The sequence below is a fragment of the Crocosphaera sp. genome (assembly GCF_030064895.1).
GTDB lineage: Bacteria > Cyanobacteriota > Cyanobacteriia > Cyanobacteriales > Microcystaceae > Crocosphaera.
In genome coordinates this window covers 1-21,130 of sequence record NZ_JASJEB010000093.1, presented here as the reverse complement: position 1 = coordinate 21,130, position 21,130 = coordinate 1, and the positions used below count along the sequence as shown (strand labels likewise).

Annotated in this window: 21 protein-coding genes; 10 read left to right on the top strand and 11 right to left on the bottom strand. The window is 36.6% G+C overall.

The window, feature by feature from the left end:
* Positions 1 to 53 precede the first annotated feature (53 nt).
* Positions 54 to 380, top strand: coding sequence for a DUF29 domain-containing protein (locus QNJ66_RS18830; RefSeq protein WP_366146294.1), 327 nt, complete (start codon positions 54 to 56; stop codon positions 378 to 380).
* Positions 381 to 659: 279 nt separating this feature from the next.
* The gene (locus tag QNJ66_RS18825) at positions 660 to 1,193 is read left to right on the top strand and encodes a DoxX family protein (protein ID WP_300509684.1); all 534 of its coding nucleotides are present in this window, start codon (positions 660 to 662) and stop codon (positions 1,191 to 1,193) included.
* Positions 1,194 to 1,302: 109 nt separating this feature from the next.
* Here QNJ66_RS18825 and QNJ66_RS18820 read toward each other — a convergent pair whose 3' ends face one another.
* On the bottom strand, positions 1,303 to 2,268 hold the full coding sequence (locus QNJ66_RS18820; protein WP_300509682.1) for a hypothetical protein: 966 nt from the start codon (positions 2,266 to 2,268) through the stop codon (positions 1,303 to 1,305).
* 241 nt (positions 2,269 to 2,509) lie between these two features.
* On the bottom strand, positions 2,510 to 3,799 hold the full coding sequence (locus QNJ66_RS18815; protein ID WP_300509680.1) for a dihydrolipoamide acetyltransferase family protein: 1,290 nt from the start codon (positions 3,797 to 3,799) through the stop codon (positions 2,510 to 2,512).
* A gap of 681 nt (positions 3,800 to 4,480) precedes the next feature.
* On the opposite strand from QNJ66_RS18815, the gene QNJ66_RS18810 reads away from it, so the two are divergent.
* The 3 genes from QNJ66_RS18810 to QNJ66_RS18800 all read left to right on the top strand — a co-directional run bounded on the left by QNJ66_RS18810 (position 4,481) and on the right by QNJ66_RS18800 (position 7,582).
* Entirely contained in the window at positions 4,481 to 5,410 is a 930-nt protein-coding gene (locus tag QNJ66_RS18810; protein ID WP_300509678.1) for a hypothetical protein, read from the top strand.
* Positions 5,403 to 5,909: a hypothetical protein gene (locus QNJ66_RS18805; protein ID WP_300509676.1), complete on the top strand. Its 507-nt coding sequence runs from the start codon at positions 5,403 to 5,405 to the stop codon at positions 5,907 to 5,909. The genes QNJ66_RS18810 and QNJ66_RS18805 overlap by 8 nt, the downstream gene beginning before the upstream one ends.
* A gap of 167 nt (positions 5,910 to 6,076) precedes the next feature.
* Positions 6,077 to 7,582 carry a cryptochrome/photolyase family protein gene (locus tag QNJ66_RS18800; protein ID WP_300509674.1) on the top strand — a complete coding sequence of 502 codons (1,506 nt, stop codon included), beginning with the start codon at positions 6,077 to 6,079 and terminating at the stop codon, positions 7,580 to 7,582.
* Between the two features lie 136 nt (positions 7,583 to 7,718).
* On the opposite strand, the gene apcB is transcribed toward QNJ66_RS18800, so the two are convergent.
* Positions 7,719 to 8,228 (bottom strand): allophycocyanin subunit beta, encoded by a 510-nt coding sequence (apcB, locus tag QNJ66_RS18795; RefSeq protein ID WP_300509672.1) that lies wholly within the window; start codon positions 8,226 to 8,228, stop codon positions 7,719 to 7,721.
* 347 nt (positions 8,229 to 8,575) lie between these two features.
* Here apcB and QNJ66_RS18790 point away from each other — a divergent pair, with 347 nt between their 5' ends.
* Positions 8,576 to 9,187: a DUF1997 domain-containing protein gene (locus tag QNJ66_RS18790; RefSeq protein WP_300509670.1), complete on the top strand. Its 612-nt coding sequence runs from the start codon at positions 8,576 to 8,578 to the stop codon at positions 9,185 to 9,187.
* A 76-nt stretch (positions 9,188 to 9,263) separates the two neighbouring features.
* Here the strand turns inward: QNJ66_RS18790 and QNJ66_RS18785 are convergent, their stop codons facing one another.
* A complete protein-coding gene (locus tag QNJ66_RS18785) occupies positions 9,264 to 9,509 on the bottom strand; it encodes an RNA-binding protein (protein ID WP_300509668.1) in 246 nt (81 codons plus the stop codon).
* 328 nt (positions 9,510 to 9,837) lie between these two features.
* Between QNJ66_RS18785 and clpB the strand changes: the two genes are divergently transcribed.
* The 3 genes from clpB to QNJ66_RS18770 all read left to right on the top strand — a co-directional run bounded on the left by clpB (position 9,838) and on the right by QNJ66_RS18770 (position 13,388).
* On the top strand, positions 9,838 to 12,456 hold the full coding sequence (gene clpB / locus QNJ66_RS18780) for an ATP-dependent chaperone ClpB (protein WP_300509666.1): 2,619 nt from the start codon (positions 9,838 to 9,840) through the stop codon (positions 12,454 to 12,456).
* 76 nt (positions 12,457 to 12,532) lie between these two features.
* Positions 12,533 to 12,769, top strand: coding sequence for a hypothetical protein (locus tag QNJ66_RS18775; RefSeq protein WP_300509664.1), 237 nt, complete (start codon positions 12,533 to 12,535; stop codon positions 12,767 to 12,769).
* 187 nt (positions 12,770 to 12,956) lie between these two features.
* Positions 12,957 to 13,388 carry a hypothetical protein gene (locus QNJ66_RS18770; RefSeq protein WP_300509661.1) on the top strand — a complete coding sequence of 144 codons (432 nt, stop codon included), beginning with the start codon at positions 12,957 to 12,959 and terminating at the stop codon, positions 13,386 to 13,388.
* A 76-nt stretch (positions 13,389 to 13,464) separates the two neighbouring features.
* On the opposite strand, the gene QNJ66_RS18765 is transcribed toward QNJ66_RS18770, so the two are convergent.
* The 7 genes from QNJ66_RS18765 to hypA form a co-directional block, all read right to left on the bottom strand.
* A complete protein-coding gene (locus QNJ66_RS18765) occupies positions 13,465 to 13,782 on the bottom strand; it encodes a DUF2973 domain-containing protein (RefSeq protein ID WP_300509658.1) in 318 nt (105 codons plus the stop codon).
* A 312-nt stretch (positions 13,783 to 14,094) separates the two neighbouring features.
* On the bottom strand, positions 14,095 to 14,427 hold the full coding sequence (locus tag QNJ66_RS18760) for a DUF2605 domain-containing protein (protein ID WP_300509686.1): 333 nt from the start codon (positions 14,425 to 14,427) through the stop codon (positions 14,095 to 14,097).
* Between the two features lie 45 nt (positions 14,428 to 14,472).
* Positions 14,473 to 16,173: an adenylate/guanylate cyclase domain-containing protein gene (locus QNJ66_RS18755; RefSeq protein WP_300509656.1), complete on the bottom strand. Its 1,701-nt coding sequence runs from the start codon at positions 16,171 to 16,173 to the stop codon at positions 14,473 to 14,475.
* Positions 16,170 to 17,393 carry an FIST N-terminal domain-containing protein gene (locus tag QNJ66_RS18750; protein ID WP_300509653.1) on the bottom strand — a complete coding sequence of 408 codons (1,224 nt, stop codon included), beginning with the start codon at positions 17,391 to 17,393 and terminating at the stop codon, positions 16,170 to 16,172. Before QNJ66_RS18750 ends, QNJ66_RS18755 begins: the two co-directional genes overlap by 4 nt.
* 19 nt (positions 17,394 to 17,412) lie before the next feature.
* A complete protein-coding gene (locus QNJ66_RS18745) occupies positions 17,413 to 18,309 on the bottom strand; it encodes a hypothetical protein (protein ID WP_300509650.1) in 897 nt (298 codons plus the stop codon).
* 503 nt (positions 18,310 to 18,812) lie between these two features.
* Positions 18,813 to 19,652 carry a hydrogenase nickel incorporation protein HypB gene (gene hypB / locus QNJ66_RS18740; RefSeq protein ID WP_300509647.1) on the bottom strand — a complete coding sequence of 280 codons (840 nt, stop codon included), beginning with the start codon at positions 19,650 to 19,652 and terminating at the stop codon, positions 18,813 to 18,815.
* Complete coding sequence (hypA, locus tag QNJ66_RS18735; protein WP_300509645.1) at positions 19,643 to 19,987, bottom strand: hydrogenase maturation nickel metallochaperone HypA; 345 nt, start codon at positions 19,985 to 19,987, stop codon at positions 19,643 to 19,645. The genes hypB and hypA overlap by 10 nt, the downstream gene beginning before the upstream one ends.
* Before the next feature lie 416 nt (positions 19,988 to 20,403).
* Between hypA and QNJ66_RS18730 the strand changes: the two genes are divergently transcribed.
* A complete protein-coding gene (locus tag QNJ66_RS18730) occupies positions 20,404 to 20,967 on the top strand; it encodes an alpha-hydroxy acid oxidase (protein WP_300509643.1) in 564 nt (187 codons plus the stop codon).
* Positions 20,968 to 21,130: the final 163 nt, after the last annotated feature.

Genomic DNA, 21,130 nt, shown 5'->3' with positions numbered 1-21,130 from the left:
AGATAATATAGCAGTCGCCAAAGCTATTAGGACATTTTTCTGTTCCCTGTTCCCTGTTCCCTGTTCCCTTAAAATATAATTTATGTGTCCTAACTAGCCTGTCTATTGCTATAATTCATCTTTTATTGTTACAGTATTGGCAACAAGAATATGATTATAATTATAGACATTGGCGCGGAGAAATAGCAACATTCAGGGTACAAATTAATAAAATTATGACAACAAATTTAGAAAATTATCTTTCAGAAGAGTTAGAAAATATTTATCAAGATGCTGTTTATATCGTCACGGAGAAAACGGGGCTAGATCAGTCAGTATTCTCCGAAAACTCTTGTTATTCCTTATTACAACTTCTCGATAAAAATTGGCTTCCTCGTTAATAATTTTCCTATATGAAACTACACATTATTATCTTTCATCAGATTCGCAGTTGCTCCGAATGACAGCTAAGGCGTTGAAATATTTAAGAAACTTGTTATCATATTAAGAAATGTTAATGCTATACTCATAAGCGTTATCTAGAGTCTTGTGGCTTTAATCTCGTATTCATAAGTGTTTGACGGATTAGGTCTATGCTTCTCATGGATATTTTTTTAACATTACGCTACAAAACTTGATTGAGTTTTGTTAATTTCTTAATTTTTTCATACCCCGTTATCATGAATAGATCAATACTTAGTTTAGTTTTCAAACCCAATGTTACCCCTAACCTTCCCTCCCAAACTGCTTGGGCTATTTTCAGGTTGGTTGTGGGTGTAATGATGATCCATAATGGACTCGATAAACTCGGTAATATCGAAAGTTTTGCCGAAGCTTATGTATCTTATATTGGACTACCTTTCCCCATTTTCTTCAGTTATGTAGCTGCATTTACTGAATTAATAGGCGCACCTTTAGTTGCCATTGGTTTATTCACTCGTCCTGCTGCATTAGGATTATTTTTCACCATGCTCGTTGCTATGTACCATCATATCTTAGTAGCAGGGTTAAGTATTGCTTACCTCGAACTTTCTGCTATTTATGCAGCTTGTTTCCTCTTCTTCTTAGTTAATGGTGCCGGTTTATTTTCCGTAGATGCTTTAATCTTAAACTTATTAGATAATCAAGCTTTAACGGGAAAAGCAAAGCAAATCATGTTATTAGAAAAGTCTTATCAAGCTTCTTCTGATAAAAAAGAAACACAGGTAAAATAATACCGTTTTCATCAACTTGGACTACATAAGTCTATATTGTAGGGGTCAACGACCGTTGACCCCTATATAAATGTTTATGGTGATGAGCTAAAGCGAGGTAACGAACTAGCTAACCTTCGCTCACAGCTTTTCTTGTTTTTGGATAGCGTGATGTAACGTAAGAAAATAGCTTCCAATAAACTGCACTGTAAATTAACGGAGCAAGAACAACTGCTAATGTACTAACAAAGACAATCCATTGATCTAGATTAGGGTTAATCTGAAAATGTGCTTCTTTTATAACTATTTGTCCGAGACGAACTGATATTTCATCTGGAGAATTCTTTTTCTCTGAAGATTCCTTTGTATCAACTAAAGATATTGTTTTTAGAGCGTCCTTTGTCTTGGGAAATTCCTTTGTACCAAGTAAAGCCCAAAATGACCATAAGAAGCTAGAATACAATAAAATCCCACATAAAAGTATTCTCGCAGTAGGAATCTGAAGAATTTTCTTGTTTTGGTAATTATCTTTAAGTTCTCTGCTCAAATCATAAAGATTATACATATTAAAAAACAGATAAACTATCAGCGCAGAGAAAACGGCAGGATAAACAATTACTAATTCTGCGTTGCTGATATTAAAGGAACCCAAAGGAGTTCTAAATTGTGATTTCTCACCAAGAGTTCCACCATCAGCAGCCACACTAGGATCGTGTTTTTTCAACCACTCTTGTTCTAACCGAATCAGGTCAAAATTTCCCTTTATTTCTTTATTTGTTAATCCTGTCTCTATTAATTCTTTCTGTATTAATTTTCGTTTATTTTTAAATTTTTGCTCATCTAATTTCTTATCTATTAATCCTTTCTCCTCTAATATTTCCCTCGTTAATTGTCCATCTTGATTAAATTTTCCTATTAATTCTTTCACCTCGTCATCTCTTAGATCAACAAGATTACCTACATAAGTAGTGTAGGGAATAAAGGTCGTCAGAAGCACAAATAATGATAGAATGGTAATGCTATTCAATGAAAGGACAAACTTTTGACGACAATCATTAAATCTTGTGAATAAACTTTTTTTATCGTTTTCGTTCATAGTATTCTGAAACATAATCACACCCAGAATCCTTACATCTTCATGGTATAAACTCTTTTTATCTTTTTGATGATGGTGTTTATATTAATCTACAAATTGAAATACATTTTTATATAAATTAAAATATTTTTACTAAAAAACATTGAGTTAGATCATTAACATTAAAACTGTATCTAAAAAACAAATTCTGACTTCATTAACTTGGGGATATTTAGACGGAATATCCCCATATAACGATGATTTACATGGTTAAAGATTGAACATTATTTTCCAACAAGTTAGCAAACTCTTGTAAGAAAGCAGCAGCATGGGAACCATAAATAACCCGATGATCGCAGGTAATATTAACCGCCATTTGACGCTTAACTCCTAATAAACCATCAGCAGTTGCTACCACTTGGGGACTCGATGCACCGATGGCCAAAATTGATCCTTGGCCGGGGGGTAAAATAGCATCAAAACGATCCACCCCAAACATTCCTAAGTTAGAGAGGGTAAACGTACCGCTATTGTACTCTTCTGGTTGTAACTGTTTTGCCCGCGCTCTGTCAACTAAATCTTTCCAAGTACGAGACAGGGAATAAATATCAATCTTGTCAGCGTTTTGTAAGACAGGAGTAATTAAACCACCATCCGGCATAGCAACAGCGATCGCAATATTAATAGACTGAGGATAACGAATACCTTGCTCACTGTAATTAGCATTGACCACAGGATGTTTTTGCAGGGTAACTGCCACTGCTTTGGCCAATAAAGCTGTCATTGTAACCCCTTTGGGTTTCAGTTGCTTATAGAGTTTATCCAACTCATCGGTGGTTATGGTGTAACCCACATGAAAGGTGGGAACCTGTAGGGTGGCCATCATGTTTTGTACCACCGCTTTTTGTAAGGTATTCAGGGGAACTGTTTCGCCTGCGGTTACGGGGGTAGGAGTGGGTGAAACGGTTACTTGTGGGGTGGCGATAGGTGCAGGGGTTTGAGTTGCAATAGCAGGGGTTGTGGGGGTTTTTCCTGCGGCTTTTTCAATATCTTCTGCTACAATTCTGCCGTAAGGTCCACTACCTTCAACGGTATTGAGGGCGATCCCTAGTTGTTTAGCTAATTTTTTGGCGCGAGGGGAAGCAACAATACGGTTACTTTTTCCGTTTGTTGATGGAGGAGCCGTAACTGTGGCTGTAGCGGTGGTTACTGGGGCTGTAGCAGCTATTACTTCTTCTTTTTGGGGTGGGGACGGTTCAGGTGCTTTTTGAGGGCTAGAAGGAGATTTTTGTTGAGCCTGGGCAATTTCTGCCTCTGTTTCTGCGATTAAAGCGATCGCATCTCCTACTGGAGCTTCTTGCCCTGCTTCGACTAAAATAGTAGCTAAATAGCCGTCATAGAAAGATTCTACATCCATATCTGCTTTATCTGATTCTACGACCACAACGGTTTCTCCTTTGGAGACTTTATCTCCTGGAGACTTAGTCCAAGAGACAATCTTTCCCTCGGTCATGGTAGAACTTAATGCAGGCATGAAGATATCGTGAATCATGGAGCCACCTTCCCAAATATACTGTTAAATCGTTATTCATCGAAAAATTGGGTCTGAAAGCCCGTCCTATTTGGACGGCTTTACAATCCCCTAACGGGAGCGAGTTTTGAAACACCTATAAGGCCGAGACTCGCAAACTCGTTTAAAGTCCCTTCCCACAACACAACTAAGATGTCCTGTCTAACAGCACCCAACCAATTGGGTTTACAGATAGTCCGAACTAGGGAGGTATTCGCAAGTGTGTGCCAAGCTGTGTCTCAATGTGGTATTCACCTCTTGCGTCACCTAGATTGGTCTAGGCAATCCCTGCACTTTCAGGGCAGGGTTGGTGAAGTAATTGCTAAGAATAGCAATGGCAATTTATTCTAAGCATTTTTGCCATCATAATATTCTACCTGAAAAGGGGATAGTTTAACATTAGTGGTTAGGGCTTAATATTATTAATAGCAGTTTTCAATTGGGTGTATAAACATTTCGGTTTAGTAAGGGTGGAGAGTGTGGGAGGGGTGGGAGGTGTGGGTAGTATTTTTCTTTGAGTTTGTAATCTATGCAAATGAAAATTGCTATAAACCACTACAAAAGTTGATTTTTTGAAGTAAAATTTATAGAAAAAAGGGTTTCATGCTTCCCATTTTAAGGTGATAATAGATAAAAATATTATTAATTCTTAATTCTGATATTATGGTTGTTAAATATCGATTGAAAAACTATTCTAATGATTTATTGATTGCAGCTTGGCCCAATGATATTTTAGTTGAAGAAATAGATACTGAAAAAATTTTGGGCTTTTTTATGCCTCCCCAACCTGGGGAGGTTTATAGGAAAATTTATGAACCAGAAACTATTATTAATTTAGCTGATTTTCCTCAATATAAAGATATCAAATTTTTTTGGCTTTGGCCATTAGGTTTAGACTCTGATTGGGAAAGTTATAATTTTGAGGTAGAAGAAGCATTGGTTTGGAAAAGTATTGGTAAGTTTAAGGCAGAAGCAGCGAAAGATTGGCGAGATCATGGCTTTTCTGTACAGTTGGCTCAAAAGTGGTTTAAAACTACGTCTAGGTTTCATCCTTTAAATGGTAAAATGACTCCTGAGATAGCTAGAAAGTTCACTGATTTAAACTTAACAACTGATGAAATTATAGCTTGGTTTCAATCTGGGTTAAAACCGAAAGATATTGATCTTAATGCTGTGGAAAAATTAGTTGATTATGGACTCAATAGTAATGAGATTCAAGAATGGATTCGCTATAGTGTTCCTTTAGGAGATATTCTCACTTGGATTAATCTTGATGTTATTCCGAAACAAGCAACAGATTGGAACAAATATAAGTTTCTTTTATCAGAAGCGATCGCTTGGCATGAAATAGGTATTACAGCAGGAGAAGCAGCGATGTGGAAAGGGTTAAATATGACCATTGAAATCGTTAAAAAATGGCGAGAGTTAGGCTTTTCTGCAATGTTTACTCAGGAGTTAAAAAACTCAGAGATGGATATGGAACAAGAAGTTAAACTTTGGTTAGAAACTAGATTAGATTTCAAGAAAATTAAGCGTTTGCTTAAGTCTGGTTATTCAGCAAAAGAAGCTTTAGGAAAAATCAAAAATGATTAATTTAAGGAAAGCAATCTATTACGAATATGTTGATGATGGTGTTGTTGAAATTTTTGACAAATATAAGTGGGGACTGAGACGTTTAGGAGTTAACTTTTGTCAGGAGTTATTAGAAACGATCGTCTATTGTCCCGAAAATTTAGAGACTACCTTAATAGCGTTTTGTTCTTGGGTTTTATGGTTAAAAAGTCAAGGCGAAAAAACTTATCCTGATAGTTTATCGGAAACCTTAATCAAAGCGTTAAAATCTGAAAGTGGTTGGATACCTTATGATTATCAAAAAGACTTTTTACAGCAACATCTAGACATTTTAGAAAGTCCTGATGTCTCTTTATGGAAAGCAGCAGAAAAAGAGTTAGGAGCAAGTTTAAGAAACCGAGTTATTGCTGATATTTCTGACGAAGGTGAGCTTATTTTTAAACCTAATGTTTTATTAACGGATGAAGAAAAAGAAAAAATTGAATGGTTTAAAGTTTATATTGATCAATTATTTTTATAATCTTCCTGCTTAAATAGAAAAATAGATTCTTCATAGATCAGAATGACAATTAAATTAACGTATTTTTGTACTGTAATAAACCAAAAAACTGATAAACGATAACTGCTGACTGTTCACTGCTCACTGTTAAGTGATAACATTAAATTAACTTATTTTTATATTTTTCTATGACTATTGGAATTTGGATTTTAGGAAATCAATTACATTTAGAACAATCAGCTTTACTAAGTTGTCAACACAATAAACAAAAAACTCCTGTTATTTTTATTGAATCCCTTAATTATATTAAAAAACGTCCCTATCATCAACAAAAATTAGTATTAGTTTTCTCAGCAATGCGTCATTTTGCCGAGGAATTAAAATTACAAGGATGGCCAGTTACTTACGAAATAAATAAAGATTTTGAAAGCAGTTTAAACTATTGGATTAAGAAAAATAATATCACAGAATTAAGATTAGTAACTCCTTATGATCGCCCATTTTTAAGATTGATTGAAAGCTTTAAGTTAGATTGTAAAATACAGTTTATTACCAATAATCATTTTCTCTGGACTCAAGCAGAATTTAAACAATGGACTGATTCAAGAAAACGCTTATTACTAGAAGATTTTTATCGAGAAGGACGAAAAAGATTCAATATTTTAATGAAACATAATAAACCAATCGGAGGACAATGGAACTTTGATAAACAAAACCGTAAACCTCCCAAAAAAGGGTTAAATACTCCCACTCCTTTAGAGTTTGAAGCAGATAAAATCACTCAACAAGTAATTAAAGATATTAATTCCTATCAAATAACAACCTACGGCAAAATTGAATCTTTTAAATGGGGTGTAACCCGTTCCCAAGCATTACAGATATTAGATAATTTTATAGAAAATAATTTAAACAATTTTGGCACATATCAAGATGCCATGATAACAGGAGAATATACTTTATGGCATAGTTTAATCTCTCCTTATATTAACCTCGGATTACTTACACCTTTAGAAGTAATTACAGCCATTGACAACGCTTATTATGAGTTTGATTATCCTTTAAATAGTGTAGAAGGTTTAATCCGTCAAATCTTGGGATGGCGAGAATATATGTATGGAATTTATCAAATAATGGATGATGATTATGCACAAAAAAATTGGTTTAATCATCAAGAAAAACTACCAGAATTTTACTGGGATAGTTCTAAAACAGATATGAACTGTTTAAAACAAAGTTTACAACAGGTAGAAGAAACAGGATATGCTCATCATATACAAAGATTAATGGTATTAGGGAATTTTGGCTTAATTGTTGGTGTATCTCCCCAAGCAATTAATAATTGGTTCCACAGTGCATTTATCGATGCTTATGATTGGGTTATGGTTCCCAATGTTATAGGAATGGGGCAGTTTGCAGATGGGGGAATATTAGCCTCAAAACCTTATGCAGCGTCAGCGAATTATATTAATAAAATGAGTGATTATTGTAAAAGTTGTGTTTATAAACAGACTCAAAGAACTGGAAATCAAGCTTGTCCTTTTAACTTCTTTTATTGGGACTTTTTATCCCGTCATCAACAACAATTAAGAGGTTTAGGGCGGATGAACCTTATCTTAGCTAATCTCAAAAAAATGGACAAAGTAGAACTAGAAAAAATACAATTACAAGCCCAAAAATGGAGAGAAAGCAACTAAATTAATGGGTATTAAGATAAAAATTGATCGCCTCTTTCAGAAATTAACAATTAACAATTATTAACTATTCTCTGAAAAAGCGATCGCCTTAATTAAAACCCCACCATTAATGGCGGGGTCTTATAAACAAAAGCCATTAAATTGAGATTTCGCTGAACTCACGACTCATGTGATCAAATGGTTGATCTACAAAAGAGGTGTTTTCAACCCCAGACTCAGCGGCCATGGCTTTAACCTTATCTTTCATTATTTGAATACCCCGAACTGTGGGGGCAATAGGAACGCCCAAAGAATTATAGGTTTCGCGTAACCCTTGTAAAACCCGTTCATCGAGAACAGTGGGATCTCCTGCTACTAAAGCATAGCTGGCATAACGCAAATAATAGTCCATATCCCGTAAACAAGCCGAATAACGACGGGTGGTGTAAGCGTTACCCCCTGCACGGATCAACTCTGGAACTTCTTCAAAGAGTTGAAGACCTGCTTCTTTAACGATCTCAGGGGAACTAGCATTGATTAAAGCAGCCACCTTGATACGATCGCTTCCTGAGTCAAAGTAAGATTTGAGACTATCGATCGCATCTCGATCCAAATAACGACCGGTTAGATCATAGTTTTTGATTAACGTAGTAACGGCATCTCGCATTAAAGTTTTCTCCCAACAACAATTTTTTATGGCTTACCGCGCCCTTTGGGCAAAGGCAAAAGGCAAAAGGCAAAAGACAAAAGTGAATAATAAGCCCTATAGAACAAGAAAGATCAAAACAATTATTGATTTAATCCTCTTACTGACAGAAGAGGCAGAACTTTTGACTTTTGACTTGTGAACAACAAGCCGGTTTCTCCCAACAAGAAGGAATCTATCTCATCATAAACCCCTGGATCCCTTAAGTCTAGGGGTGTTACAATGTATTCTTAAACAAAATTATAGATTTTGACAATTTTCTTGTAGTGTATTTTTAATGACACTACAATGGAACTCATAATATCTCAATGCTTGATCAAAAATTTTCACATCTGATTCATTTTAAAGCCTCTGAGTCTCTCTCCTTGCCCGTTCAAGATGCACCCACACCGATCTATCATTATCTCAGACAACCACAACGCTTGGTAAAGGCGATCGCCGATCCTCAACTCATGGAACAGTTATCAGACTATGAGTTTCGTTTGAAAATGCGTCCTTTAAATTTTCTGGATATTTATCATTTTCAACCTACCGTTGTTTTAGAGGTTTTATCTGATAGTAAAGGAACGGTTTTTTTGCGGTCACAAGATTGTGAAATTCGGGGAATTGATTATATTAACGATCGCTTTTCTTTAACTTTGAAAGGGAAACTATCTCCTCAAGAACAAGAGGGTAAAACCTATTTACGTGGAGAGGCTAATTTAACTGTTCAAGTCGATTTACCTCCCGCTTTATGGGTAACACCTAAACCTTTACTACAGGTAACAGGAAATAGTCTTTTAAAAGGAGTTCTCAGTCGTATTAAACAAAGATTGCTTAATCAATTATTGACAGATTATCATTACTGGGTTGATTCTCAATCACAATTAATTCAAGCACAAAATTCTAATATATTCGGTGATCCCTGTCCCGAATCATAATAGTTAAATCCTATAACTATAAAAAGAGATTCACTTAAAACAAGATGAATCTCTTGAAGGTAAATAATTCGTAATTTTACTTACGGGGACGTGCTTCGTCTACCTTCATGGTTCGCCCCATCCATTCTGCACCATCAAGGGTTTCAATGGCACTAGATTCTTCCGCTTTTGTTTCTAATTCTACAAAAGCAAACCCCCTAGGACGACCCGTTTCTTTATCTGTGGGAACATGGACTCTTTTCACTGAACCATACTCCTTAAAGACTTCCTTAAGGTCTTCTTCTCTTACCTCATAAGAGAGGTTTCCAACGTAAATTGACATGAACTATCTATCTCTATCTTAGTTTCAACATTTCGAGCTTGTTCTTTAGAGAAAACATTAGCGATACCCAACGGACAAAACTGCTAATACTAACTAACTTATTTTTCTCTCAGTTTATAATGCTCTCTAGGTATTATAACATAATCAATCCAACTCATGTCAAATCTTTCTGATTATTCATAAGTAATTATTAGTAGGACTATTGTTTAAGCAGGAGAAAATTAAAAACTGATGTAAACCCAACCTGAAGCAGTGGGGTAAACCGTCGTTATTTGGGGAGTTAGCTAGATTACAATAACAATATAATCAATTATAGATAATTCTAACCATGCAACCTAACAATCCTAATCAATTTACCGAAAAAGCTTGGGAAGCCATTGTCCGTACTCCTGATATTGCTAAACAAAATAGTCACCAACAAATTGAAAGTGAACACTTAATGAAATCTCTGACCGAAGAAAATGGACTGGCCACAAGTATCTTCAATAAAGCTAAGATTAGTGTTCCCAAATTGCGGGATCAAATCGAAGCTTTTATTCGTCGCCAACCCAAAGTTTCTAACCCTGGGGAGTCGGTTTATCTAGGCCGTAGTTTAGATAGTTTACTGGATAGAAGTGAGAGGTTTCGCAAAGAATTTACAGATGACTATATTTCTGTTGAACATTTACTATTAGGCTACAGTAAAGATGACCGTTTTGGTAAAAAATTGTTCAAAGATTTTGGTTTAACTGAAAGTAACTTAAAAGAGATTATTAAACAAGTAAGAGGCAATCAAAAAGTGACCGATCAAAATCCTGAAAATAAATACGAATCTTTAGAAAAATATGGACGAGATTTAACTCAATTAGCCAGAGAAGGTAAGCTTGATCCTGTTATTGGCCGGGACGATGAAATTCGTCGAACCATTCAAATTTTATCCCGTAGAACCAAAAATAATCCTGTTTTAATTGGGGAACCTGGTGTGGGAAAAACGGCTATTGTGGAAGGGTTAGCACAACGAATTATTAATAGAGATGTTCCTGAATCTTTGCGAGATAGAAAGTTAATTGCTTTGGATATGGGTTCATTAATTGCTGGAGCTAAATACCGAGGGGAATTTGAAGAAAGATTGAAAGCTGTTTTAAAAGAAGTAACGGATTCTCAGGGAAATATTATCCTTTTTATTGATGAAATTCATACCGTTGTTGGTGCCGGTGCAACCCAAGGTGCAATGGATGCAGGAAACCTTTTAAAACCCATGTTAGCACGGGGAGAATTGCGCTGTATTGGGGCAACAACCCTCGATGAATATCGTAAGTATATCGAGAAAGATGCTGCCCTAGAAAGACGTTTTCAAGAAGTATTAGTGGATGAACCTAATGTAGTGGATACAATTTCTATTTTACGGGGACTAAAAGAGCGTTATGAAGTCCATCATGGGGTGAAAATTGCTGATACAGCTTTGGTGGCAGCAGCGATGTTATCTAACCGTTATATTAGCGATCGTTTCTTACCTGATAAGGCCATTGATTTAGTAGATGAATCTGCTGCTAAATTAAAGATGGAAATTACCTCTAAACCGGAAGAGTTAGACGAAGCAGATCGTAAAATTCTCCAGTTAGAAATGGAAAGACTTTCTTTACAAAAAGAGGAAGATATAGCTTCTCGTGAACGTTTAGAAAGATTAGAAAAAGAATTAGCTAATCTTAAGGAACAACAATCCCAACTTAATGCCCAATGGCAAGCAGAAAAAGAAGTTATTGATCAGATTCGTCAACTAAAGGAAACTATCGATCAAGTTAACTTAGAAATTCAACAAGCAGAACGAGATTATGACCTTAATAAAGCTGCGGAATTACGTTACGGTAAACTCACAGAATTACAGGGACAAGTAAAAGAACTAGAATCTAAAATTGAGGAGCGACAAACCACAGGAAAAACATTGCTCAGAGAGGAAGTTATAGAATCAGATATTGCAGAAATTATCTCTAAATGGACAGGAATTCCTATTAGTAAATTAGTGGAATCAGAAAAAGAAAAACTATTACATTTAGAAGACGAACTACACGAGAAAGTTATTGGTCAAGAAGAAGCTGTAACCGCAGTATCAGAAGCTATACAGCGTTCTCGTGCAGGACTTTCTGACCCTAATCGTCCCACGGCCAGCTTTATCTTTTTAGGACCAACTGGTGTGGGCAAAACTGAATTAGCCAAAGCCTTAGCCAAGAATCTTTTTGATACCGAAGAAGCCATAGTACGTATCGATATGTCCGAGTATATGGAGAAGCATAGCGTATCTCGTTTAATCGGTGCGCCTCCTGGGTATGTAGGCTATGATGAAGGAGGACAATTAACAGAAGCAATCCGTCGTCGTCCCTACTCAGTAATTCTCTTTGACGAGATAGAAAAAGCCCACGGTGATGTCTTCAATATAATGTTACAAATTCTTGATGATGGACGTTTAACCGACTCTCAAGGTCGGGTAGTTGACTTCAAAAATACTATCATTATTATGACCAGTAATATCGGTTCTCAATACATTTTAGATGTAGCAGGAGATGATACTCGTTATGATGAAATGCGTTCCCGTGTTATGGAAGCGATGCGTAATAGTTTCCGTCCTGAATTTCTCAATCGTATCGATGAAATCATCATCTTCCACAGCTTACAAAAAGCACAATTACGAGAAATTGTCAAGTTACAAGTTCAACTGTTAAGAAGTCGTTTAGAAGACCAAAAAATGTCTCTCAAATTAGCAGATGTGGCCTTAGATTTTGTAGCAGATATCGGTTATGATCCTGTCTATGGTGCCAGACCTTTAAAACGTGCAGTTCAAAGGTACTTAGAAACACCCATTGCTAAGTCAATTTTAAGGGGAGAATTTAAAGCAGGAGACACAATTTTTGTAGACGTTGAAGATGAAAGATTGACCTTTAAACGACTAACTTCTGAGATGTTAACCGTTTAACTCGTAGGGTGGGCAATGCCCACCTTTTTTATTGTAAAATTAATCATTAATATTATTGATTTATATAGAAACTATTGTGATCTACAAGTTTCCAGAAAAAACTCGGGAGGAAATTGAAGAAATGTTAGGATTAAATGATTTAAAACAAACACGCTTTTATCAAGAAGCCCGTGATGAGGGTAAAATAGAAGGTAAACTTGAGGCTAAGTTAGAGTTAATTCCTACCTTAATTAAACAAGGTTTTACTATCGAAAAAACAGCTAGTTTATTACAAATTGATATAGAATTAGTTAAAAAATTAGTTTCATCATAATATTATCAATCTACAAATTATTAATGTTATGTAGGGGTTTAACACTGTTAAATCCAAAAGATTCACTGAAGATAAAGTAATGGTAAAATACTAAAAATAGTAGTTCATAAATAACCATAAAGTTGATGACAAGTATGTTAAGATACTGACAGTTAGTTTTGAGGGATAAAGACTAGAGGAACAACAAATGTCAACCCATAAACCTGATGATAAAACGTCAAAAGGTCAAGAAAATAATCCGTCATACCAACTGCCTAAAACTTCATTAAAAATTCCTATGCCACCCGTTAAACAATATAACTTTCAAAATGCTAAACTGGGTGGAGGTTTTGCAGGAAGAGACTATACAGAAAATATTACAAATAACTCCAGTGCTTCTAACTCACAGGAAAGCTTAGAAGAAATTAAACAACTAATTGATCAATTATCCAAAAATAATTCTATTAATAGCACAACAGATGCTATGAAAATTGCTACTCAAGTAATAGAAAAAATTGAAACTAATCCTACTTGGAAACAAAAGGCCATAGAAGCTTGTCAAAAAGGCTTACTAGAAACCCTCAAAAATAACCCTATTGGTGCTTTTGTTGCAGGTGCAATTGAGGGATGGACAACTTAAATAAAGCATCTCCTAATAAGTGTACTTAGGAGATTTTTAAACGTCAAAACTAGGAAATTTTAGACAACAAGTTGCTCTATTCTTCCTCTGTTTCTTTTTTAGTATTAGGAGAAGAATTATAGATTGCATCAAGTTGTTGTCTGGCATCTTCTACACTAACAGAACGCATCACTAACAATGGTTCATTGATGGGTCTACCTCGTTCATCTAGCAACTCAGGATGAATGGTTTTTTGACTATTTCTCAATTTTTTAGCTTGAGGTGAATTAGACTTGAAGCGATCAGGATAACGACGTTGAGAGTCCATACTCACAGTAATTAAACTGCGAATAAGATTACTAACGGCTAAGAAAGCAATAATAGTAAAAGCAACGATGTAAATTAAATGTAGCATTTGAAATTCTCCGTTAAGGAAGTCACTAATGTAGTCAAAGCTTAATAATATTAAGCTCGCATAGAATCTGTTTTTCTGACAGAAATTAACATCCTGATGGAAAAACATCCTTTTTTAAAGGTCAGCACCCAAAAAAGTAGAAAATGCAAGGTTTTAGATACTCTTATCTTGAGCAAATATCAACTTTTCTACGTACTATGGTCAAATTCCCCCAACCAACGTAAGCTTTTCTTAAGATTGTCTTCAACTAGCTTACCAAGAATTGTCAAGGGAAAATAGGGATTGTTGCATCAGTTAACAACCCCCAGTTAATTAAGCAATAGGGGGATTTCCTTGTTGATGCGATCGCCATTTCATAGATACCTGCCAACATTCAGCCACTAATCTATGCCAGGGAACCAACGCTCTAGTATCGATTCCAGCTTGTTTTCCAGTAGCTTCAAAGAGGAGTTTGGCCGTTTGCACTTCTTGTTGATGGGTTTTGACCCGTTCTAGGAGTTCCTCTTGTTCTTCAACAGATAAAAAAGTAATGCGTTCTGTTTCTAATAAATGGCGAGAGCGAGAAAACCAGTATTGGAAATCCTCTAATAAAGGTTCTAGTATAGTCTTGAGCAGTTCTTGCTCAGTGAGATTATTATGAGACATCATCTTAAAATTGCACTTTTATCTATACACTAATCTTAACGTCTTTTACATTTCTTTGTAATTGACGGCAACAGAAAACATTTTTACTTCCTCTTTAACTCCTTTAAGTTGTAAAGATTTCATGGCCGTAATTTCACCGGAGTGTAGAAACTGCGCTACCGTTGCTGAGACCAAAATCATGCCACTATCTGCCACTTCTTGCAGACGGGCGGCAATATTCACCGCCGAACCAATAGCAGTATAATCCGAGCGTTGTCCCCCACCAAACATTCCCACCACTGCCATTCCTTGATGGATACCACAGCGAAAACAAACCGGTTCCTTGATTAAACCTTGAGACTGCCATTTATTGTTTAATCGATGGAGTTTTTTGTGCATTTCTCTGGCCACAGTGATCGCCCGATATCCTTGCTCTTGAGGGGTCAACTCTTCTGGCGCACCAAATAAAGCCACCACCGCATCCCCAATGAATTTATCCACCGTTCCCCCATAATCAAAGACAACGGCAGTCATTTCTTCTAGATATTCGTTGAGAAGAGTCGCCACCCCTTGAGTTCCCAAATAACTAGCTAAGGAGGTATATCCCACTAAATCAGTAAACAAGATGGTGACTAAACGAGGTTCTGGGGTCAAATCAAGACTTAATTGACCTGTAGCGACCTTATTGACCATAGAAGCTGGTAAAAACCGTTTTAAAACTGATTCTGTTAAATATCGATTCAGTTGTTTCACCTGCTGTTCACTTTTTTCTAATTTTTGAGCTTGTTGTCTAGTTTTCTCATAAAGTCGGGACTGTTGTACCGCAATGGCCGCTTGAGAAGCGACAGTTTGAGCTAATTCAATTTCTGTGCCTAACCACGGGCGAGGGTGGGTGCTTTGTCGTAGAGAAATGCTGCCAATAATTGCTCCATCTACGATTAAGGGAACAATTAAGAGAGCTTGGCTAGACCTTTGTAGGGGTAAATCAAATTGTGTCATTTCAGGATAATTATCCATATCCTCTAAAACCACGGGTTTTTGACTGTTAATCAGTTGTTGTAAAACGGGGTTTAAAGCGATGGGAACCACTGATTGAGGAAGGGGATTAATGTTACCTTGAACCTGGTTATATAGTCCGACACATTGCACAAAGTTATCTTCTTTTGTCCATAAAGATAGGGCGCAACCATCTACTTTCAATCCCTTACCTAATTCTTGGGTAATGGCTGTAAAAATTAATTGAGGATCGAGACTACAACGAATAGCGTTAGTAATACGATTAATTAATGCTTCTCTGTAGGCTAATTCTTTTACTTTTTGGTAAGCTTGAGCTTGGGTAATGGCTAATTTTAGTTGTTCTACTACCATTTTGGTAATAGCAATTTCTTGTTTTTGCCAGTGGTAAAAATCACAATTTCGATGTAATCCAACCACAGCAAGAAAATTATTTTCTAGGGTCAGAGGAAGTAATAAAGATGCTCCAATTTTCGTCAGTTGATAAGCTTTTTTTCGGGACTTTTCTACAAAAGAATTATTTCTTATACAGTCAATCACCTCTACTTTATCAACAGGAACAATTGTTTTTTCTAATAAATACAATTGATGATAATTTTCTTGTTTATTTTTGTTATAAAAAATACTTTTATTGATTAAATAATGAGAGTTAAATGAACGAAAAATACAGCAATCAACATTTAAAAGCTGACCCAATTGACTAATGATTGTCTGTAAACCTACTTCTAAAGAAGTAGAATCAAGAGGTTTCATTCAATCCTTAACTGTCTTAGTAGGGCGATTACAGAAGTATAACCGTGTAGAAAAGTTTCCTTTCCTACGGGGCCAATTTCACCATTGCAGAAAAATCCTCCTATGGGAACCCCAGGAAAATAATTGGCCAATAACTTAGAGTCAAAATTCGGTACTTGGTATAAGGTTTGGCCCCTTCCCAAACAAGAAAACATCAATGCCCCTTGAATAGGAGTGGATGGGTTAAACTGTTTGAGTAGGGTATCTAAGTCATCGGCAGAAGTTTGAGCATCTCGGAGATGAAATTGTAATCTTTGGCCAGGCCGAACGCGATCGCCGATAGAAATAGCTCCCAATTGAGGATCAACTCCCAACAAATTGCGGATCAAAAAATCCCCTGGTTGTAATTCTTGTTTAAATTCATCCCTAACCACTCCCACAAATAGGGAATGTTGGGCTAAAGTGCGATCGGAGTCGTTTAAACTGTTTATCAACTCTCGCAACCAATTTAAGGGATATTTCGTTTCCCCGTCTTGTGACAATTCTAAAATAATATTTCGTTCTCCTTTGACCACTTGATAGGGTTTACCGATGGGGCGACATCCTTGGGCGACAATGGTATCAATAGTAATATTCCCACTTAAGGCAAGTCCTACAGTTCCCTGATTATAAAACCCACTCCGAGGATTATCTGCTTGATAATAAAATACAGTTCCTGGAACTCCCATCAAACTACTACTACTTAATCCACCTACTTTAACCGATTGAGGATAGGCAAAATCTAAACCGGCTAGTAAGTCATTAATGGGAGTAGAAAAGGGATCAGACAATAAAATAAAATCAGCTTGTTCTTGGGGGGAAACGCCGATTAATTCTTGCCAAATTTCCGGGGGACTGTCTAAATCTGGTAAACTGTCAGAATTGAGAAAGAAAGGGTTTACCTTGACATTGGGCAAACAACCTACGGTGAAACTCAAGGCAGGATTATTTTCGATCTCAGATACTTCTTTCCCCTCATTTTGACCAATAATTCCGGCACCACCACAACCAATTAATATAGGTAGGGGTAATTTTTCTAAGATTAAGGGAATTAAGCGGGAATAATCACTAGCATAAGCGGATGAAATCCAGAAAATACCCACATCAGCAGGAGTAGACAAACTACTGAGAATAGTTTGAGTCACTTCTGTTACAGCAGCTTCTAAAGAAGGTTGAGTTGAGAGGGCGTTAGTCCAGAACATTAGTTAGTTTTTGAGCAGTTTAAAGATTTTGCTTAAATTGTCCAGAGGGCATAGCATTCCTGGGAAAAACTTCCGCGGGCATGGAATTGAAATCAGTATCAACGGTCAAATCCAAAGTAGCGTCAATTTGTTTAATCATATCAGAGACACTGGTTCGATACACTGTTCTCATAAAGGTGTCAACATCTACCACTTTTTGTTGCGGTAGGGAGGCAAAAAACACATCTACTTGACTATCTCCCCAGTTACCTGCTTGTACAGGGTTAACTGAAGGTAAAGCCACTTGACGTAAAGGAGTGACAAAATTGTGAGCAGGTCCTCCAATAATTGCAACCGGTCCGCCAAAACGAGGTAAAGCGGGCTGAATTAGATTCAGTCCAGGGATTCCCCATGCTCCACTTCTTGTGGTTGCCACTCCACCTCTGGGTGTAGGAGGTGCTTCTGGGGAGGGTGATGCAGCGATACTCAGAGGATTACTCAGTTCTGATGCTGCAGTAGTGCCAAAATCATAGACATCTTTATATACATCGGATACCACCACTTGCGGTAAAACCGGAACTTCTTGTGCTATTATATCGTCCCTGGTGAGGTCCAGGTTGACCTGACTAAAAGAAGCAACAATAGACTCTAGAGATATACCTTTTGGGTCTGAAAATGCTTGTACAACGGTCTGTTGTGGGGCAAAGGGGTCTTCTGCGGTTGCTACTCCTTCCTCCGCAGGAATCAATAAAGCGAGAAGATCAGCATCCAGAAAATCTAGGGTTGTTATTTCCTGTATATTCAGGCTTTGTGTTGTTCCTGGAAGTAAACGGAATGTCGCTGCTTGGCTTTGTAGAGTGAGACTATCAAAAGCATTCAGACAGACTAGCAGTCCTAAACCAATCTTGATTGAGTTAAAAGATAATTTTTTTAGCATAAAACAATTATTTCCGTGATAGTCATTAATTTATTCCTAACGATTTGATTTGCATAAGCAGTTGGATATAAATAAGCTTAAATGAGTAAAATTATGTAAAAATCGCTAATTTTACCTATTTCTTCTGGCTTTCTTAAACCACATATTTATAGATTTTTAAGTTAACTAAGAGAATAAATTTTCTGCTCCTGAGTAAGCAAGTCCTACAATTCTAACACTCGCACTACGAAAAACCCACACCCTAATTCTACCGATAATTTCCTCTTTTATAAGATTATCTGAAAATTTAAAAAAGTTTTTGTATTCTCTCGTACTCATTTAAACCACGTCGTTAATGACGGGGTCTTATAGCAATTTTCATTTGTATAGATTAAACATTAAAATTGCTTGACTCCCCACACCCCCCACACCCCCCACACTTCCCACACTTCCCACACTCCCCCAACCGAAATGTTGATACACCCAATTGAAAAGTGCTATTATTTGGCAGTCTATCAATTTTATTACTGATTTTCTAACCAATGATACCAAGAAGATAACCCTTCTCCTGTTACGGAAGAAACTTGGAAAATTTCGAGAGATGGGTTAACTTTTTTGGCATATTCCAGACATTGTTCAACATTAAAAGAGACATAGGGAAGGAGATCGATTTTAGTCAAAATCATCACCTTACTTTCTCTAAACATATGAGGATATTTGATCGGTTTATCTTCTCCTTCCGTGACAGAAAGAATAGCCACTTTTCCTGCTTCTCCCAAATCAAATAAGGCCGGACAAACTAAATTACCTACATTTTCAATCATCAAAATTGAGTTAGGTTCGGGGTTTAATTCTGTATAGCCTTTTTTGACCATAGATGCTTCTAAATGACACCCTGTACCGGTATTAATCTGGACAACTTTGCAGCCTGTTTCTTTGATTTTTTTAGCATCATTTGCTGTTTCTTGATCCCCTTCAATGACATTAATTTGTAGTTTGCTTTTTAAATCATTGATGGTTCGTGTTAACAGGGTTGTTTTCCCAGAACCTGGGGAACTAACTAAGTTTAAGGCCAAGATATTTCGACCTTTAAAATAACCTCTATTTTCAGCCGCAATTAGATTATTTTTTTGTAAGATTTTTTCTTCTAAAGTTATGGTAGTACTGTGCATTTTTGCATGGATTTCTGAAGCATGGTTATGGTCATGGTTATTATGTTTATGTTGGTGATCGTGGGAATGAGTAATCACGGTTCCATCCTCTAAGGTATGGGTGTGATGATCATTAATATCCGTGGTTTTTCCTGTGTCAATGTTGGTTAAAGTAACATTATTGCTCTTAGAACAACCGCAGGTTACACACATAATTCTTCTACCTCCATTTCTTTAATTTGTAATTCTTGTCCTTGAATAATATCTAGTTCACAACTGTGGCAGCGATCGCATTGTCCAAAGGGTTGAGATAAATTAATTTCTTGTCCACAATTACGACATTTTCCCCTTCCTTCGGTTTCAATAATTTCTAAGGTTGCTCCTTCTAAAATTGTATCCTGACAACAAATATCAAAACAAAAGCGAATAGCATCGGGCATAATAGCCGATAATTTACCTATTTCTAGGGTAACGCGTCTAACCGATGCCCCTTGAGCTTGTTCGCAGACAATAGCAACAATATTTTGAGTAATACCCAGTTCGTGCATAAACCTAGTTGATTATATCTACTTCTATTGAATCGGTATTTTTTGGATAGGGATATGTTTTTTAGGAAATTTTAAGCAAATCTTCAAGCTAAGCTCACCAACGATAATGATTATCAATTTACACTACTATTTATGAGAACGATAATCATTCTCATGGTAAGATATCGGAGATGGATTTATCTTCTTCCCGAAAGAACACTCTCAGCTATGCTGACGGGATGAATTTCGCGGCAGTTAACCATTGCTCGTGAGCAATACCTCAAGTTACCCCTGGACTTAATGGCACGACTGGTGATCACAGAGATTCTCTTGTTTCATTTTCTGAGATAATGGAAACTCAAGGGAATGCATCGTCGGAACTCTTAAAATCCCTGACAAAAAATCAACAGGAATTTATTTTGTAAGATTAATTGATTATGAATATAAACAGTTGTCGTAATACCCATGATTTTAGAGCGTTGGCTCAAGCTAGATTACCTTCTCCTGTCTTTAACTATATAGATGGGGCTGCCGATGATGAAGTCACTTATAGAAGGAACACTACAGCTTATGAAGAATGTGATCTCATTCCTAATGTTTTGGCAGGGGTTGAAAATATAGATACTTCCGTGGAAGTCATGGGAATGAAACTAGATCTGCCTCTATTTTGTTCCCCAACCGCCTTACAACGATTATTTCATTATAGAGGGGAAAGAGCAGTTGCTTTAGCCGCCGAAAAATCTCGCATACTGTTTGGGGTTTCCAGTTTGGGGACAGTGAGTTTAGAAGAGATTGGTAAAACAATCTCCTCACCAAAAATGTTCCAATTCTATTATCACAAAGACAAAGGTTTGAACGATGCCATGATTGAAATGTGCAAAGAGGCCAACTTTGATGCCATTGCTTTGACTGTGGATACCATTACAGGAGGAAACCGAGAAAGAGACCTTTGGACAGGATTCACCAGTCCTCCGAAACTGACGTTGAATAGTTTAACCTAATGTCGGGCAGAATTCCCTTATCCTCTATAGGTTAGGGATGAATGCCCGACCAACAAATAAACGACGAAGTATCCACGCCAGTTGCTCCACTTGGGGAGACCCCAAGACCGCACTGGCTCCACTTTCTATTATCTTGTGTTATACTTTTATCATAAACTTATTT

Excerpts from the sequence above, each read along its gene's own strand:
- QNJ66_RS18825 (WP_300509684.1), top strand. The coding sequence starts at position 660 with ATGAATAGATCAATACTTAGTTTAGTTTTCAAACCCAATGTTACCCCT.
- QNJ66_RS18820 (WP_300509682.1), bottom strand. The coding sequence starts at position 2,268 with ATGAACGAAAACGATAAAAAAAGTTTATTCACAAGATTTAATGATTGT.
- QNJ66_RS18815 (WP_300509680.1), bottom strand. The coding sequence starts at position 3,799 with ATGATTCACGATATCTTCATGCCTGCATTAAGTTCTACCATGACCGAG.
- QNJ66_RS18810 (WP_300509678.1), top strand. The coding sequence starts at position 4,481 with ATGGTTGTTAAATATCGATTGAAAAACTATTCTAATGATTTATTGATT.
- QNJ66_RS18805 (WP_300509676.1), top strand. The coding sequence starts at position 5,403 with ATGATTAATTTAAGGAAAGCAATCTATTACGAATATGTTGATGATGGT.
- QNJ66_RS18800 (WP_300509674.1), top strand. The coding sequence starts at position 6,077 with ATGACTATTGGAATTTGGATTTTAGGAAATCAATTACATTTAGAACAA.
- apcB (WP_300509672.1), bottom strand. The coding sequence starts at position 8,228 with ATGCGAGATGCCGTTACTACGTTAATCAAAAACTATGATCTAACCGGT.
- QNJ66_RS18790 (WP_300509670.1), top strand. The coding sequence starts at position 8,576 with ATGCTTGATCAAAAATTTTCACATCTGATTCATTTTAAAGCCTCTGAG.
- QNJ66_RS18785 (WP_300509668.1), bottom strand. The coding sequence starts at position 9,509 with ATGTCAATTTACGTTGGAAACCTCTCTTATGAGGTAAGAGAAGAAGAC.
- clpB (WP_300509666.1), top strand. The coding sequence starts at position 9,838 with ATGCAACCTAACAATCCTAATCAATTTACCGAAAAAGCTTGGGAAGCC.
- QNJ66_RS18770 (WP_300509661.1), top strand. The coding sequence starts at position 12,957 with ATGTCAACCCATAAACCTGATGATAAAACGTCAAAAGGTCAAGAAAAT.
- QNJ66_RS18765 (WP_300509658.1), bottom strand. The coding sequence starts at position 13,782 with ATGCTACATTTAATTTACATCGTTGCTTTTACTATTATTGCTTTCTTA.
- QNJ66_RS18760 (WP_300509686.1), bottom strand. The coding sequence starts at position 14,427 with ATGTCTCATAATAATCTCACTGAGCAAGAACTGCTCAAGACTATACTA.
- QNJ66_RS18755 (WP_300509656.1), bottom strand. The coding sequence starts at position 16,173 with ATGAAACCTCTTGATTCTACTTCTTTAGAAGTAGGTTTACAGACAATC.
- QNJ66_RS18750 (WP_300509653.1), bottom strand. The coding sequence starts at position 17,393 with ATGTTCTGGACTAACGCCCTCTCAACTCAACCTTCTTTAGAAGCTGCT.
- QNJ66_RS18745 (WP_300509650.1), bottom strand. The coding sequence starts at position 18,309 with ATGCTAAAAAAATTATCTTTTAACTCAATCAAGATTGGTTTAGGACTG.
- hypB (WP_300509647.1), bottom strand. The coding sequence starts at position 19,652 with ATGTGTGTAACCTGCGGTTGTTCTAAGAGCAATAATGTTACTTTAACC.
- hypA (WP_300509645.1), bottom strand. The coding sequence starts at position 19,987 with ATGCACGAACTGGGTATTACTCAAAATATTGTTGCTATTGTCTGCGAA.
- QNJ66_RS18730 (WP_300509643.1), top strand. The coding sequence starts at position 20,404 with ATGAATATAAACAGTTGTCGTAATACCCATGATTTTAGAGCGTTGGCT.